This window comes from Microbacterium aurantiacum (assembly GCF_021654035.1).
Lineage (GTDB): Bacteria > Actinomycetota > Actinomycetes > Actinomycetales > Microbacteriaceae > Microbacterium > Microbacterium aurantiacum.
In genome coordinates this window covers 48,351-63,845 of record NZ_JAJPDW010000001.1, presented here as the reverse complement: position 1 = coordinate 63,845, position 15,495 = coordinate 48,351, and the positions used below count along the sequence as shown (strand labels likewise).

The 15,495-nt window shown below is 65.3% G+C and carries 14 protein-coding genes; 7 read left to right on the top strand and 7 right to left on the bottom strand.

Annotated elements, in window-relative coordinates:
- Nucleotides 1-111 precede the first annotated feature (111 nt).
- The 4 genes from LTL01_RS00305 to LTL01_RS00290 are packed head-to-tail and all read right to left on the bottom strand — an operon-like array spanning nt 112 to nt 2,352.
- A complete protein-coding gene (locus LTL01_RS00305; RefSeq protein WP_236966944.1) occupies nt 112-618 on the bottom strand; it encodes a hypothetical protein in 507 nt (168 codons plus the stop codon).
- 1 nt (nt 619) lies between these two features.
- Nucleotides 620-814, bottom strand: coding sequence for a hypothetical protein (locus LTL01_RS00300; protein ID WP_236966943.1), 195 nt, complete (start codon nt 812-814; stop codon nt 620-622).
- A 10-nt stretch (nt 815-824) separates the two neighbouring features.
- Nucleotides 825-1,541 carry an HAD domain-containing protein gene (locus LTL01_RS00295; protein ID WP_236966942.1) on the bottom strand — a complete coding sequence of 239 codons (717 nt, stop codon included), beginning with the start codon at nt 1,539-1,541 and terminating at the stop codon, nt 825-827.
- Nucleotides 1,534-2,352, bottom strand: a complete 819-nt coding sequence (locus LTL01_RS00290) for a metallophosphoesterase family protein (RefSeq protein ID WP_236966941.1) — start codon at nt 2,350-2,352, stop codon at nt 1,534-1,536. Before LTL01_RS00290 ends, LTL01_RS00295 begins: the two co-directional genes overlap by 8 nt.
- 551 nt (nt 2,353-2,903) lie before the next feature.
- Between LTL01_RS00290 and LTL01_RS00285 the strand changes: the two genes are divergently transcribed.
- From LTL01_RS00285 to LTL01_RS00270, 4 genes are read left to right on the top strand one after another with little or no spacing between them, the layout of a single operon-like run.
- Nucleotides 2,904-4,358 carry a type I restriction-modification system subunit M gene (locus tag LTL01_RS00285; RefSeq protein WP_236966940.1) on the top strand — a complete coding sequence of 485 codons (1,455 nt, stop codon included), beginning with the start codon at nt 2,904-2,906 and terminating at the stop codon, nt 4,356-4,358.
- Entirely contained in the window at nt 4,355-5,485 is a 1,131-nt protein-coding gene (locus LTL01_RS00280) for a restriction endonuclease subunit S (RefSeq protein ID WP_236966939.1), read from the top strand. Before LTL01_RS00285 ends, LTL01_RS00280 begins: the two co-directional genes overlap by 4 nt.
- 15 nt (nt 5,486-5,500) lie before the next feature.
- Nucleotides 5,501-6,562 (top strand): DUF8606 domain-containing protein, encoded by a 1,062-nt coding sequence (locus LTL01_RS00275; RefSeq protein WP_236966938.1) that lies wholly within the window; start codon nt 5,501-5,503, stop codon nt 6,560-6,562.
- 10 nt (nt 6,563-6,572) lie between these two features.
- Nucleotides 6,573-9,923, top strand: a complete 3,351-nt coding sequence (locus LTL01_RS00270; RefSeq protein ID WP_236966937.1) for a DEAD/DEAH box helicase family protein — start codon at nt 6,573-6,575, stop codon at nt 9,921-9,923.
- 95 nt (nt 9,924-10,018) lie between these two features.
- On the opposite strand, the gene LTL01_RS00265 is transcribed toward LTL01_RS00270, so the two are convergent.
- Nucleotides 10,019-11,005 (bottom strand): IS481 family transposase, encoded by a 987-nt coding sequence (locus LTL01_RS00265; protein WP_236967700.1) that lies wholly within the window; start codon nt 11,003-11,005, stop codon nt 10,019-10,021.
- Between the two features lie 73 nt (nt 11,006-11,078).
- Nucleotides 11,079-11,474 (bottom strand): RidA family protein, encoded by a 396-nt coding sequence (locus LTL01_RS00260; protein ID WP_236966936.1) that lies wholly within the window; start codon nt 11,472-11,474, stop codon nt 11,079-11,081.
- 100 nt (nt 11,475-11,574) lie between these two features.
- Between LTL01_RS00260 and LTL01_RS00255 the strand changes: the two genes are divergently transcribed.
- The 3 genes from LTL01_RS00255 to LTL01_RS00245 all read left to right on the top strand — a co-directional run bounded on the left by LTL01_RS00255 (nt 11,575) and on the right by LTL01_RS00245 (nt 14,240).
- Nucleotides 11,575-12,564, top strand: a complete 990-nt coding sequence (locus LTL01_RS00255) for a helix-turn-helix transcriptional regulator (protein ID WP_236966935.1) — start codon at nt 11,575-11,577, stop codon at nt 12,562-12,564.
- A gap of 237 nt (nt 12,565-12,801) precedes the next feature.
- The gene (locus LTL01_RS00250) at nt 12,802-13,800 is read left to right on the top strand and encodes a hypothetical protein (protein WP_236966934.1); all 999 of its coding nucleotides are present in this window, start codon (nt 12,802-12,804) and stop codon (nt 13,798-13,800) included.
- Nucleotides 13,797-14,240 carry a hypothetical protein gene (locus LTL01_RS00245; RefSeq protein ID WP_236966933.1) on the top strand — a complete coding sequence of 148 codons (444 nt, stop codon included), beginning with the start codon at nt 13,797-13,799 and terminating at the stop codon, nt 14,238-14,240. The genes LTL01_RS00250 and LTL01_RS00245 overlap by 4 nt, the downstream gene beginning before the upstream one ends.
- A gap of 279 nt (nt 14,241-14,519) precedes the next feature.
- On the opposite strand, the gene LTL01_RS00240 is transcribed toward LTL01_RS00245, so the two are convergent.
- The gene (locus LTL01_RS00240; protein WP_236966932.1) at nt 14,520-15,419 is read right to left on the bottom strand and encodes a hypothetical protein; all 900 of its coding nucleotides are present in this window, start codon (nt 15,417-15,419) and stop codon (nt 14,520-14,522) included.
- Nucleotides 15,420-15,495: the final 76 nt, after the last annotated feature.

Genomic DNA, 15,495 nt, shown 5'->3' with positions numbered 1-15,495 from the left:
GTTCGGTTCGAAACCGATGGCTGGGTAGGCCACTTCGCGGATTGAGCATGTGTCGGCTGCGGTCCGAGTGCTCGCTGCATCTCGGCGGCCGGGGCGCCTGGCATTCGAGCTTTACGACCCGGCGCCGAGCCAGGTGATCCAGTCGACGATGGCAGGCACGGGGTGGCCCTGCTCGAGCGCCCTTGCGGGGCTCTTTCCGTCGAGTTCCTCGACGGGGGTGGTCATGACGTTCTGTGTCTCGTACGGGCCGTAGTCGCCGGGCATCGCAGCGAGCACCGCGCGTAGGCCAGGCAGCAGTTGCCCACGATCGGTTAGCTGCCACGGCGGGATCACGGTGACCTTGTCCACAGCGGCGCTCCTCAGGTCTTCTCCGTCGACAAGGCGGCGGACAGCGGACGGGTGGACGCCGAGTCGGACGGCGACGTCCTCCACGGAGGGCCACCCGCGCATCTCCTCCTCAATGACCTCCGCCGACCATCGTTCGTAGGCGGCGTTTTCACGCGTAGCCTGCTCGGAGAACGCGCGCGGAGGAATGCCAACTGCGATCGCGAAGGCCATGTCGGCGGGCGCGAGTGTCTGCTCCGGGCTGGGCCGGTCAGGTTCGTCGGTCATCGTCACCTCAGCCGGCGTCTTCGTCGCAGGTGTGCGGCGTCAGGATCCCCGACGGGGCACACGCCGCGGGGCTGCCAAAGCCCCACCCCGGCTGGAAGGCTTCGGCCGGAGTTCCGCGTTCCTCGCTGCTGCGCACCTCGCACCAGACGATGATCCGTTCCGGATCCTGCTCAGTTGCGTCGTCATTCCGCGCCGCGTTCACGCGCTGGCCCCTACTGCGTGGACCGGCCGCGTGCGTATGCGTCCCGGTGACGGCGGAGTCGGTCGCGTTTGCGACGCCATTGGCGGCGAAGCTCGTCTTGGCCGTCGGGGCTGCTGGCCAGAGTCAGCCAGGTGTCGGCCGTGTCGACGTCGCGGATGGTGATCCCGGTCTCCGGGTTGGGCGCGAGGATGCCGGTGAGGGCGCGTGGGGTGTGCTGTTCGTAGAGCTTTTCGGGCCAGGGCTGGTCGTCGACCCAGAGCACGGGGCGCCCCCGGGTGGCGGCGGCGATGACGCGGGCTTTCCACTGGCTGGACCGCTCACCGTACCGTGGCTTACCTGTGAGGACGGGGAGCTCGGGCAGCCCCAGAGGGCGGGCGAAGTACGTGTTGGCCCACCGGTCCCACGTGGTGGCTAAGCGGACATCGACGCCGCGTTCGAGCAGGGACTGCACCCACGCGACGCCCGTGGCGGAGAGGAAGTGGCATCCGGTGTGGGTGCCGTCGTCGTCCCATGGTGGGGCGCCGTGGGAGAAGCGCGGGTATTGGTCGTAGGTCAGGGTGATCTCGATCGCGACGACCTCTGTCCGCTCACCCGGGAACGGCTCCGGGACACGCAACACCCCGTCGACGTCCAGATCGACGACCGGTCGGTATCGGTCGTCACCGCTGTCTGCGGAGCCGGTGCCCGGCGACGGTTGTTCACCAGGGGTCTCATTGGGGTCAGTCATGGGTGGGCCTCGTCGCTGTGAGGATTTCGAAGAGGGGCGGAATCTCCATATGGAGGGTCTCGAGATCGAGGAGGCCGAGGTTTCCGGGGAACCCGTCGCGACCCAGAGCAACCACCCGGCGGCCGTCCGGAAGCGCGCCGCTGCCGGCAACATGCATGTGACCGTGGACGAGCAGCGCCGCATCGACCGCGCCCCACACCCGGGTGACCTGCTGACGGGACCGGGTGGACGCTTCCAATGCGGCGTCGGGCCACCCCTGCGGGTTCGTCCGCAGCACGTCCCCTACCTCAGGCACCGGGGTGCCCTCGGGAGACTCGTGGGTCAGGAGCACGTCGGTGGGGCCGCCGGCAATCGCCGCGGCGACCTGTTCGTCGGTGATCTCCTCGTCCGGCCACCAGTCCCGGCCCTCGACCCGCCAGAGCCGGTCCACGGACGCGGCACCACCCAGGGACAGCACTCCCCGGCCGCCGACGCGGACCCGGGATGGTCGCGGCAGCAGCCACGTGACCTCCGACACTCGTACCGCCTGACCCGGGTGCGCCGCCAGCAGCGGGGTGATCTCGCCCCATGCCTCGTGATTGCCGAGCGTGACAAACACGCGGGTGATCTCCGTGGCGGTGAAGATCGCGTCGGTGGCCACAGGGTCCACCCACCAATCGCCGACCTGGAAGATGGTCGTCACGTCCGGCGCGAGCCGCCGGATCGCGGGCGCCCACGCCCTTAGCCAGCCGAGGTTGCCATGCCAGTCCCCGCTCACCGCCACCCGCCGATCCGGTAGGTCGACGTTCGCTGCGCTCTCGAACACCCGCATTCCGACCCTCATCCTCGCCTCGGCTGACGCGCGACCCACCGCCGCCCACGTCCCACCCTGCCGCCACATCGTCACGCCGCGACGGCATGCGTCCCAACAACTGCGAACACCGCAAGAGCACGGCCGAACTCCGGCAAATCATTGACTCCGAAGCGATGGACGAATCAGAGGAAAGCCTGTGCACAGGCGTCTCACACGACGAGCCTGACGAGGCGGACACGGCTGACGCTCACGACGACGAGAGTGAGCCGATGTTCCCTGACGGGTACCTCGAGGAGCTGCGGGATGAGTGGCCGGACTAGCCAGCGCATCGGGCTGGTCACCCGCCCCGGTGACTTCATCAGTCGCAGCGAAGTCAGGCGGTTCACCCAAGGCCTCGAGAAGTTCCGGGTCGTCATCTTCGACTTCGAAGGCCTCGACCTCATCGGGCCCGGCTCGCCGACGAACTCTTCCGTGTTCTTCCTTCACAATCAAATGCGCGGACCGTGGACGATTGAGGCACCGCTTCTCCCGAGAAGGCGACCGCGTAGAGCGTGGCTAAGGTTACTGAAGTGATCACAGGTGAACTGAAGAGCAAGATCGACCGCGTCTGGGACGCCTTCTGGTCGGGAGGCATCAGCAACCCGCTCGAGGTGATCGAACAGATCACCTACCTGCTGTTCATCCGCCGCCTCGACGACCTCCAGACCCTCGCCGAGAAGAAAGCCCGCATCACCAGCGCCCCTGTCGAGAACCCCGTTTTCCTCCCCGGACAGTCCGAGCTGCGGTGGAGCCACTTCAAGAACACATCGCCCGAGGTGATGTTCAAGATCGTCAGCGACGAAGTGTTCCCGTTCCTGCGGGAGATGGGTGACGGCACCACCTACAGCGAGCACATGAAGGACGCTCGCTTCACGATCCCGACCCCGGCTCTGCTCTCGAAGGTCGTGGACATGCTCGACGGCATCCCGATGGCCGACCGCGACACCAACGGCGACCTCTACGAGTATCTCCTGTCGAAGATCGCGTCCGCCGGCGTCAACGGGCAGTTCCGCACCCCACGCCACATCATCGACCTCATGGTCAAGATGACCGCACCGACCCCGAACGACGAGATCTGCGACCCCGCGTACGGCACCGCCGGGTTCCTCGTCGCCGCATCCGAATACGTGCGCGACGCCCACGCCGAAGCGCTGCTCGATGCCGCGCAGCGACGGCACTTCCACCACTCGATGTTCCACGGGTACGACTTCGACAACGTCATGCTCCGCATCGGCAGCATGAACATGCTCATGCACGGCATCGAAGCGCCCGACATCCGCTACCGCGACTCGCTGTCCGAAGGCGCAGCGGGTGATGCTGAGAAGTACACGCTCATCCTCGCCAACCCGCCATTCGCTGGCTCCCTGGACTACGAGTCCACGGCGAAGGACTTGCAGCGCACTGTAAAGACGAAGAAGACGGAGCTTCTCTTCCTCGCACTCTTCCTGAAACTCCTCAAGCCCGGCGGCCGCGCCGCCGTCATCGTCCCCGACGGAGTCCTGTTCGGCTCCAGCACCGCGCACAAGACGCTCCGCAGGTCCCTCGTCGAAGATCAGAAGCTAGATGCCGTCATCAAGCTCCCATCGGGAGTCTTCCGCCCGTACGCCGGTGTCTCGACCGCGATTCTGTTCTTCACGAAGACGAACTCGGGTGGCACTGACGACGTGTGGTTCTACGACGTGCGTGCCGACGGCTTCTCCCTCGACGACAAGCGCAACCCCGTCGACGCGAGCGACCTGCCGGACGTGCTGGCGCGCTGGCGCAACCGAGATGCGGAGAAGGATCGTGAGCGCACCGACCAGTCGTTCTTCGTGCCCAAGGCCGACATCGTCGCGCAGGGGTACGACTTCTCCCTCAACCGGTACAAGGAAGTCGTGCACGAAGAAGTCGAGCACCGCGCGCCACTCGACATCATCGCCGACATCGAGAAGCTGGATTCCGAGATCGCCGCCGACCTCGCCGAGCTGAAAGCGATGCTCGCATGAAGATGGTGGAGTTGAATTCAGTCGCCACGATCGAGCGTCGAGCAGTCGATCCCAGGACGTTGGCCCCGCAGACCCCTTACCTCGGTCTGGAGCACATCGAGCGAGGCGGACGCATCGCTGGCCGCAGCACAGTCGGGGAAGCCGAGCTTGCGAGCACAAAGTTCCTGTTTACGCCTGAGCATGTGCTGTTCGGCAAGCTTCGCCCGAATCTCGGGAAGATCAGTCGACCAAGTTTCGCGGGCGTATGCAGCACCGACATCTTGCCTATTCTCCCTGGCTCCCAACTGGACAGGAACTACTTGGCCCATTTCCTCTCCCAGCCGGCCATGGTCGACTACGCCGCATCACGCACGTCCGGGGCGAACCTGCCTCGCCTAAGCCCGGACGTGTTGGCGACCTTTCCAATCCCGTTGCCATCGCTGGAGGAGCAGCGGCGGGTTGCCGCGATCCTCGACCGCGCCGACGCGATCCGCGCCAAGCGACGCCGGGTTCTTGCTCAACTTGAAGACGTTACCCCCGCGCTATTCGCCGAGATTCGTTCGGCATCGCAATGTACGTCAATCGCGCTCGCAGACGTCGCCGAGATCTGGGACTGCCCCCATTCCACGCCGAAGTGGACGAAACAAGGCGTTGTGTGCCTGCGCACCTCGAACCTCACGGTAGGCGACTGGGATTGGAGTGACACGCGCTTTGTCGACGAGGAGCAGTACGTCATCCGCTCAAAGGGTGGCGGCGCGCGCGCCGGGGACATAGTTCTCAGCCGCGAGGGAACCGTCGGTATTGCTGCCATCGTGCGCGCCGACATGCGTGTGTGCATGGGTCAGAGACTTGTGCAGGTACGGCCCAGGCCGGACGCTCTGCTCCCCGAATGGGCGCTCTCATGTCTGCTCACGGCGCTGGAGCCGACGCGGATCGCGAAGTCGATGGTCGGCTCGACCGCTCAGCATCTGAATGTGAAAGAGTTGCGCGCTCTTCGCATTCCTGTACCGAGCCTCGACGTCCAACGTGCCTTCGCCGAACGGGCCGCGCGGAGTAGCCGCAGCCGGGACCTCTCTTCTCAAGCTCTAGCCGCCGACGATGGGCTATTCGCGTCGCTTCAGTCGCGTGCATTCCGAGGGGAGCTGTGACCGGTGCCGGTTGAGATGAGGATGTGGCGGATCGACGGGGCGACGCCGCGACCGATGTCGCCGGCTGCGCTGCCGACGGAGAACGAGCTCCACCAGTTCCTGAGGAAAGACCCGTCGCTGCTTGGAATCCCGCTGCTGGTGATCGGTAGCGAAGTCCCGACTCCGTATGGCAAGCGGTTGGACCTTCTTGCTGTTGACGGCGACGGAAACCTACATGTGCTGGAACTGAAGCGGGATAAGACGCCGCGCGAGGTCGTGGCGCAGGTGCTCGATTACGGATCGTGGGTGTCGATGCTCTCGCGCGACGATGTGATCGATATCGCGGAGAAGTACCTCAGCCAGCCGTTCGAGAGCGCGTTCGAGGAGGTCTTCGGATCGGCACCGCCCGACGAGCTGAACTCTGAGCTGCAGCTAACCGTCGTCGCCTCGGCTCTCGATGCGAGTTCCGAGCGGATCGTCACATACCTGCGGAGCTTCGGCGTGCCGATCAACGCGGTGTTCTTCACGTACATCGAGGATGACGACCGGCGGTACCTGGCGCGGTCGTGGCTCGCCACGTCCGTCGATGCTCCCGCCGCGGCGAAGGTGAAGTCGACGTCGAAGCGTGCCCCGTGGAACGGTGTCGACTGGTACGTGTCGTTCGGTGGTGACCGGTCGTGGGAAGACGCTCGCCGGTTCGGCTTCGTCTCGGCCGGCGGGGGCAAGTTCTACACGCAGACCATCCGCGCCGTCCCCGAGGGTGCACGCATCTGGGTCTACATTCCGCAGACCGGGTACGTGGGCGTGGGCAGGACGACCGGTCCAGCCGCTCGGTTCGCCGACGCCCGGGTCACCGTGGACGGTGCGGCGGTGCCTCTCGCGGCGCAGTCGCTGCGTGGCTCGTACGACCACGCTGACGCCGCCGATGACGACGATGACGAATGGGTGGTGCCGGTGTCGTGGATCAGGACGGTCCCGGTGAGTGAGGCCTACCGCGAGAAGGGTCTGTTCGCGAACCAGAACAGTGCCTGCAAGCTGCGGCAGGAGTTCACTCTCGACCGGCTCGCCGATCGTTTCGGCATTCACGACGACCAGTAGGTTCTTCCCCATGGGGAACTTCGACTTCGTGCGCCAGGCGTTGCCGCCGCTGCACGATGACTGCGTGCACGCGGAGTCGTATTTAGCTTCCGACCCGCGTTCCGCGTGCTTCTACAGCCGCCGCGTGGTGGAGCGTCTTGTCGACTATCTCTACGACGTGCTGTCTCTGCGGGTGCCGTACCGTGACGACCTCGCCGCGAAGATGGGCGATGCCGAGTTCAAAAGTGTGGTGCCGGCAGCGATCACCCAGAAGCTGAACGCGATCCGACGCATCGCGAACACGGCCGTCCACGACAACCGGCAGATCCGCGCCGACGTGTCCCTCGCGGTGCTTCAGGAACTGTTCCATGTCGTCGTGTGGGCCTCGTACCACCACTCGCCGCGCCCGGACGTGGTGCCGCTGCAGAAGCAGTTCGACCCGACGCTGGCAGCCAGGGCCGCGCCGCTGTCTCGCGAGGAGGTCGCTCGGCTCGCGAAGAAGTTCCAGGAGCAGGACGAGGCCCACGCCCGAGAGCTGGCCGAGCGCGATGACCGGCTGGCCGCGCGCGATGCCGAGATCACGGAACTGAAGAAGCAGATCGCCGCCGCCCAGGCCGCGGTGGCCCCGGACACGCACGACTACGACGAAGCCGCCGCACGTGATCTGTTCATCGACGTGCTGCTGCGTGAAGCGGGGTGGCCGCTCGACCAGGACCGGGACCGCGAGTACGAAGTCCACGGCATGCCGAACGCCGAGGGCAGGGGGTTCGTGGATTACGTGCTGTGGGGCGCCGATGGGTTGCCGCTGGCGGTCATCGAAGCGAAGCGGACGTCGAACTCCCCGGAGGTCGGTCAGCAGCAGGCGAAGCTGTACGCGGACTGCCTGGAGCGCGAGTTTGGTCGTCGCCCGGTGATCTTCTACACCAACGGGTATGTGCACCGGATCTGGGATGACGCCGGCGGGTACCCGCCCCGCGAGATCCAGGGGTTCTACACCCGTGACGAGCTGGAGTTGCTGATCCAGCGCCGCCACACCAAGCTGCCGTTGTCGGCGCAGACGGTGAACACGGACATCGCTGGCCGCCCGTATCAGGCGCGTGCGATCAAGGCGGTCGCGGACGCGTTCGACCGGAAGCAGCGTGAGGCGCTGCTGGTGATGGCGACCGGGTCGGGGAAGACACGCACGACGATCGCGCTGGTCGATCTGCTGCAGAAGGCGAACTGGGTCAAGCGGGTGCTGTTCCTTGCTGACCGGCAGGCGCTGGTCAACCAGGCTGCCAACGCGTTCAAGGCGCACCTGCCCGGTTCGACGACGGTGAACCTGCTGACGGAGAAGGTCACCGACGGGCGGGTGTACGTGTCGACGTACCCGACGATGATGAACCTGATCAACGAGGTCGACGACGACCTGCGCCGGTTCGGGCCCGGCTACTTCGACCTGATCGTTATCGACGAAGCGCACCGCTCCGTGTACGCGAAGTACGGGGCGATCTTCGACTACTTCGATGCCATGCTCATCGGCCTCACCGCCACCCCGAAGGACGAGGTCGACCACAACACCTACCGGCTGTTCCACCTCGAAGACGGCGTCCCCACCGACAACTACTCCCTCGAAGAAGCCGTCAGCGAGGGCTACCTCGTCCCCCCACGCGGTGTCAGCTTCGAAGGTGGATTCCTGCGCACCGGCATCCGGTACGACGACCTCAGCGAAGAGGAGAAAGACCAGTGGGACACCCTCGACTGGGGCGAGGACGGCCCGCCGGATGAAGTCGGCGCCGAGGAGATCAACCGGTTCCTGTTCAACGAAGACACCGTCGACAAAGTCCTCGAGACGCTGATGGTGCGCGGGTACAAGGTCGCCGGCGGTGACCGGCTCGGCAAGACGATCATCTTCGCGAAGAACCAGAAGCACGTCGAGTTCATCGAGAAGCGGTTCAACCTCGCCTACCCCGAGGACGCCGGACACTTCGCCCGTGTCATCACCCACGGCACCCCGTACGCGCAGTCCCTCATTGACGACTTCTCCATCGCCGACAAAGCTCCCCACATCGCGATCAGCGTCGACATGCTCGACACCGGCATCGACGTGCCCGAGGTCGTCAACCTCGTTTTCTTCAAGATGGTGCGGTCGAAGTCGAAGTTCTGGCAGATGATCGGCCGCGGCACACGCCTGTGCCCCGACCTGTTCGGCCCCGGCGAGGACAAGAAGGACTTCCTCGTCTTCGATTTCTGCGGCAACCTGGAATACTTCAGCCAGGACCTCCCAGGCACCCAGGGCTCCACCCAGAAGTCACTGTCCCAGCGGCTGTTCGAAGCGCGCCTCGGCCTCGTGACCGCGCTCGGCGACGCTGAACCCGAGCTGCGGTCGGCCACCACCTCCGTACTGCACGGGATCGTCGCGGGGATGAATCTCGACAACTTCGTCGTCCGCCCGTACCGCGCAGCCGTCGAGGAGTTCGCCGAACTCGACGCGTGGCAGCAGTTCACCCCCAACAAGACGGAGCGTATGCTGCACCTCGCCGGGCTGCCGTCCTCGGTGAGGGACGACGACGAGGAAGCGAAGCGGTTCGACCTGCTGATCCTCCGCCGACAGCTCGCGCAGCTCGAAGGCGACGCGGTCGTCGCAGAGCGGATCCGCGAACGCGTCCAGCAGATCGCCGGTGCCGTCCTTGCCAAGACGACCATCCCTTCAGTCGCCGAGCAGGCGGTGCTCCTGGAGGCGGTCGCCGGCGACGAGTGGTGGGTAGACGTCACTCTCCCCATGCTGGAACTCGCCAGGTTCCGGATCCGGGGTCTGGTGCGGTTCATCGAGAAGACCACCCGAAACCCCGTCTACACCGACTTCGAAGACACTCTCGGCGACGGCGTCGAGATCGACCTCCCGCACACCACCCCGGGCACGAACTTCGAACGCTTCCGGTCCAAGGCCGAGGCCTACCTCCGCCAGCACCTCGACAACCTCGCCCTCCAGCGCCTCCGCCGCAACCGGCCCCTCACCCCGAGCGACCTGTCGGAGCTGCAGAGCATGCTCGTGGACGCCGGCGCCGGCCCCATCGACATCGAATGGGCGGCAGAGCAGAACGGCGGCCTCGGAATCTTCATCCGCAGCCTCGTGGGACTCGACCGGTCCGCCGCGATCGAAGCCTTCGAGAACTACCTGGACGACACCAAGTTCACTGTCGACCAGCTCCGGTTCGTGAATCTCATCGTCGACGAACTCACCCGCAACGGCGTCATGGACCCCGGCCGGCTCTTCGAACCGCCGTACACCGACCACGCCCCGACGGGTCCCGACATGATCTTCCCCGATGCAGACGTCGACGCCCTGGTCCGCACGCTGCGAGACATCCGCGCGACGGCAATCGCGTCTAACGTCGCCTGACCTGCTCGGGCTACTTGGTGGCCTCCCACTGACGCCCGCAGGTGAGGTCGTTTGGCGGGATGGGCCCGGGCCGGCCTGCGAACGACGCGGCGCCTCTAGCTGTACTGGTCGGGGACGTTGATCAATCGAGACATGGGCGGTCGGTTCCCGCAGGCTGTGTGCGGGCGGTGCTGGTTGTAGTGGTGGAGCCACCCGGATAGCGCGTCCCGGCGTTCCTGCTCGCTGAGGTAGCAGCGGGCATAGGCCCACCCGTCGGCCATCGTGCGGTGGAACCGCTCAACCTTGCCGTTCGTTTGCGGCCGATACGGGCGTGTCCGTTTCGGGACGATCCTGAGCGCCTCGCACGTATCGCTCCACAGGCCGGACCGGTACGCGCCGCCGTTGTCTGACAGAACCCGCTCGATGGTGACTCCGCGGCTGGCGAACCACGCCACAGCGCGCTGCAGTACGTCGACGGCAGTCATCGCTGTTTCATCGTCTCTGACTTCGGTGTACGCCACTCGGGAGTGGTCATCGATGACGGTGTGCACGAAGGCATAACCGAGCTTTGGGCCGCCGTACCGGTTGCGTGCCTTGTCTGGGGTGGCGGCGCGGTTCTTCTCGCCTTGCTGGCGGCCGACGTAGCGCCAGCCCCCGCCGTCGGGGATGTTGCCGATCTTCTTCACGTCTACGTGCACCAGCGATCCTGGGTAAGGGCGCTCGTACCTGCGGATCGGCTCTCCGGTCGCACGGTCGACATAGGAGAGCCTGTTCAAGCCTGCGCTGGTCAGGATGCGGTGCACGGTGGACGGCGCGATTCCAAGCCGCGCAGCGAGCTGGATCGGCCCCTCTCGCAATCTCACTCGGAGACTCAGGCATCGCTTCGTCACCTTCTGACTCGTTCTGCCGGGCGAGTTTCTCGGCCGTGAGGATCGATCCTGCATCGTCTCGCCGGCACGGTAACGATCGGCCCACCGCTTGACGGTAGGCCAGGCGACTTGAAAACGCGCGGCGACTTCACTTATCGGCCAGCCCTCATCAACGACCAGGCGGGCTACTTTCAATCGGTGACGGGGCGTTAGCGCCGCGTTCGCGTGGGGCACTTTTCTTCTTCCGTTGTCGAGACGGCCAGCGGCGTTCGCCACTGGCCGTCTCTGAGAGAGGGTGCTGATGCCGCTACGCGACGGCTGTTCCTTCGAGCTCGATCAGCTGTCCGGGGATGGCAAGGCGGGTGACCTCGAGCATCGTTGTGGTCGGCGCTACTCCAGCGGCTCCGAGCTTTCCCGCGAGCACCCCGTAGTGCGGGAACAGAGCGTCGACGTCGGTGGTGTACACGTTGAGGCGGACCAGGTTGGACAGAGACATCTCGGCCGCCGTGAGGACGGCTTCAAGGTTGTCGACCGCCAGAGCGAGTTGTGCGGCCATATCGCCATCGTGTTCAGGTCGGCCGTCCGCGCTCATCGCGGTCTGACCCGAGATGTACAGCGTTCGCGTCTCCCCGGATACGGCCTCGCCCTGGTTGAAACCCATCTCCTGAGACCACGTCACCGGGTTGACTGCTGTCCGTTCCATTGCCACTCCATTCGGTTCTACCGCCGACGTCCGTCGGCGTATGAGCGCCGTGACTGACGCTCGGCTACAACTCTCTCGATGAATCACGACACCCTGTGTCGTGTATCTCGGCGAGGATGTCCGTATGCGTGCGGATCGGCTTGTGTCGCTGGTGCTGCTACTGCGCCAGCGGGGCCGCATGACTGCGGACGGGATCGCGGCAGAGTTGGAGGTGTCCACGCGCACGGTGCTGCGCGACATGGAAGCCCTCTCCACCGCTGGTGTCCCGATCTACGCCGACCGAGGCCGTTACGGCGGCTTCTCGCTGCTACCCGGGTTTCGAACCGAACTGACCGGCCTCAACCACGACGAAGCGCTCGCACTACTCACCGCGGGCTCGAGACGTGGTGAGAAGATTTTCGGGCTCAGCGCACCACTCGCCTCCGCTATGCGCAAGGTCGTCGACGCATTACCTGAGGCGCACCGAGAGACGGTGGGCGATGCAGCCCAGCGTTTCCTCGTGGAACCCGAGATCGACCTGCTTTCACGGCGGCCGATCTCTGAGGACATGGCTGACGGGGTGATGAACAACGTCCGCCGAGCCGTGCTCACCGGCAGAAAACTCCGCTTCGAGTACGCCGCCCCCGACAAGCCACCGCGCTCTCACACCGTCGATCCGATCGGCCTCGTCACCGTCCGCGGCCGCACCTACCTCCTCGCCGCAAAGTCAGGAGAAGATCGGACCTACCGTGTGTCGCGGATGCTGAGCGCCGAACAGCTTCCCCAGGCAGCGGATCGTCTGGCCCGAGTCGACCTCGACCGTGTCTGGGCTGAACGGAGCGCGCAGTTCCTTTCCGAGAACCACATACCTGTGATCGTCCGAGTTAGAACGTCGCGACGAGAAGAATTGTCGAATACTGCACGCGCGATTCGGGTCGAAGAACCAGAGCCTGACGGGTGGCTTCGCCTCGACGTGGCATTCGAGGACCTACGCCACGCCGTCTGGGCGATATGGCAACTCGACATCGATGCGCAAGTCATCTCTCCAGAAACCCTTCGCGAGGCTCTCACCGAACGAGCTCGACAAGTAGCCGCCCTCTATCAGTCGTGACCCTCGCTCGTCCGTTTCATTGCGCACCGTCCCCGTTCGATCAACGTCCCCGATCAGTACACCTAGCCGACGTAGTCGGTGCATTCCCGGAGACGCGGCGTGAAGGGCGTGATCTGCCCGAGGCCGCCGGTGGTGTCTGTCGCGCTCATGGTGCTGAAGGTTCTCAACACGTGTGTGGTCGATGTCCGCTGCGGCACTAGCCTTTGACTGACGCGGCTAGGTCGAGGGGGAGCGCCGATGGATTTTGTCAGCCTGGCGCTGAAGGGTGTTCCGAATCTGGCCAAGGCGGGGCCGAAGGTTCTTGTCCCGCTTGCCGCTGGTACAGCCGCTGCGGTCGCTGCCGGGGCCAAGGGAGTGGTGGACCACCGGAAGGGAAGCACCATCCGCCGCGAAGCGATCCAGCGGCTTCAGGCTGCGCTGTCGGATCTCAACGGTGCTGAAGTCGAGACCGAGGCTGCCGCGGGCGAGTATGGCGAGTTCCAGATCACGGTCCATAAGGAGAACCTCGGACGCTTCGCCGATTGGCTCGAACGGAACCAGGCGCAGGTCAAGCGACTCAACTTCAAGAAGGTCGATGGTGTGCGGATCCGGGTTCCGAACATTCCGAAGTACGTCGCCGGAGTCCAGGGGATCACGACCGGATTGACCGGGTTCGTCAGTGCCGTGGGTGCGGGGGCGGCGGCTCCCGCAGCTGCACTGTGGGGTGTGTCCACCTTCGCGACAGCGGGTACGGGCGCTGCCATCTCGGGGCTGAGCGGTGTCGCCGCGACGAACGCGAGTCTTGCCGCTCTTGGCGGCGGTACGCTCGCCGCGGGTGGTGGCGGGATGGCGGCCGGCGCTGCCGTGCTCGGCCTTACCGCGGCAGTGCCAGCGCTCCTCGTCGGCGGCTTCACGATGGGGGTCGTCGGGGCGAAGACCAAGACGAAGTCGAAGAAGTTCGCTGCGGAGGTCGCGGTGGAAGTCGAGCGCGTCGCCCTTGCCCGGGACCTCCTCCACGCGGTACAAGACCGGATCGCGGAGCTGCGCGATCTGCTCGACTCCATGTCGCGACGCTCGTCCGCGGCGCTGGACGCGCTGGAGTCGGTGGAATTCAACGCCGAGAAGCACGCCAGCGAGTTCCTCCGCGCCTACCAGCTCGTCACCGCAGTGAAAGAGATCCTGAATACCCCGATCCTTGACCCCAAGACGGGGGACCTCAGCGAGGCCTCGGTCGAGATCATAAGGAAGTACGCATGAGCCAGCCCACTCCCATCCAAGCTCTCGGCAAGGCCGCGAAGGGGGTGCTCCCCAAGCCCAGCCCTGCGATGGTCGTGGACACCTTCAACCTCGTGCTCGCGTCCGCGAACCAGTGGGTCAAGGTGATCAACGAGGAGAAGACGAAGCGCGAAGAGATTCGCGCTTGGGAGCACACGCAGCTCGAGATCATCCATGTCCAGCGGGACTTCCTGCTGACCGCCCTCGACAAGACTTTCGACGAACGACGTGAGAACTTCCGGCGGTTGTTCGACAACCTCGACGCCGCACTCGTCTCGGACCGTGAAGATGCGGCGGCGCAGGTGGCAGAGATCCTCGGAGCGATCACCGAGCTTGCACAGACCAGTCCATTCAAGGACCTCAAGAGTCCTGCGCTCGTTGTCCAGGAGTTCCTCCAGGGCGGTCGAGTCATCGAACTCTGACTGAGCGTCTTACCAGAGTTCCGGCCATCGTGGTCGTCGCGGCCATGAGCGACAACGTCGCTTGAGCGCGTAACCGGTGCCAGCGTCGTGCATCCTCGGACCGAGGCGCCGACGGCCTACCGGCGTTAAGGGCGCGTTAGCGTGAGTCACGAAGAACGTGTCGGGGAACGACATCTAACCATCTGTCGGATCGCGCAAGGGGCGAGATGACCGGTGCCCGCACGGAGCTTCCCGCAGCCGTTCCCGGGTGCCTCGATGGCTCCGGCGAACCCCGGGCTTTCAGATTCGGGCGACGAGAGTCTGCGCGTCGACTTTCATCTTGGTGCGGAATGCGGCGCGGTCACCACCCTGCTTCCACCCAAGGTCACCCTCGTACATTTTCTTCATGGCGGGGAGCACTGTGTAGATAAGGTCGGTGACTGCGGTGAGTCGCATCTCGGGAATTGAAGTGAACGAGCCACCGGCGAAGCTGATGGCGCGGGCGGCGATGTCGAAGTCACCGTTCACCGCGAGAGTCAGCTCGCAGCCGAAGCCGAGGGTAGTCGACGTGATGCTGAACCTGCCGGGGCCGAATACGGTAACCGGCTTGGCGAGGAGAGTCAGCAGCTCGGGGCGGTCGGACTGCACACCCTGAGCGATGGCGGTCTGGTAGCGCAGCGGGTCTCGCACCATGACGTGGTCGAAGGCGTCGATGTCGACGCCCGTACCGGCCGGCTGACTTGCGAACCAGCGGTTCACGAGCCAGAGGAAGAAGTCCGGGTCATCGAAGTGCAGCGGTGATGTGGTCGATGCCACCGACACGTTTGGGTCGACGGACAGGATGGCGTTCTTGAGAGCCGGAATGACCTTGTTATCGATGTCGCCGTCGTTGTGCGAGGCGACGACGAGGAGGTATTCGTTCGCGCCATGCTCGCTGATCAGGATGTCGGTGGCATCCAGCGTGTACTGAGGCGTGACGGGCACGCCGTGCCGCACGCGTGAGCGCAGGGCGTTGAACCAGTAGAGGCGGGCGGAGAGCACCTCGGGTCGCCGTCCGGGAACAGCCGGGTGGAGGTCCGGGTCGGTGAGCGGCGGCTGCAGCATGAGACTGCCGAGAATGTCGGGGTCTTCGGAGATGCTCCCCCATCCTCGCCGAGCGGCGGTGAGGTCCGGTTTGGCCTGGGCAAGCTGGGCCTGCATCTGCGTGAGGGAAGCTGTCGTATTAAGCAACATGGGTCGACCGCGGAGGAATCGCTTGCTGAGGTTGGACACTCTG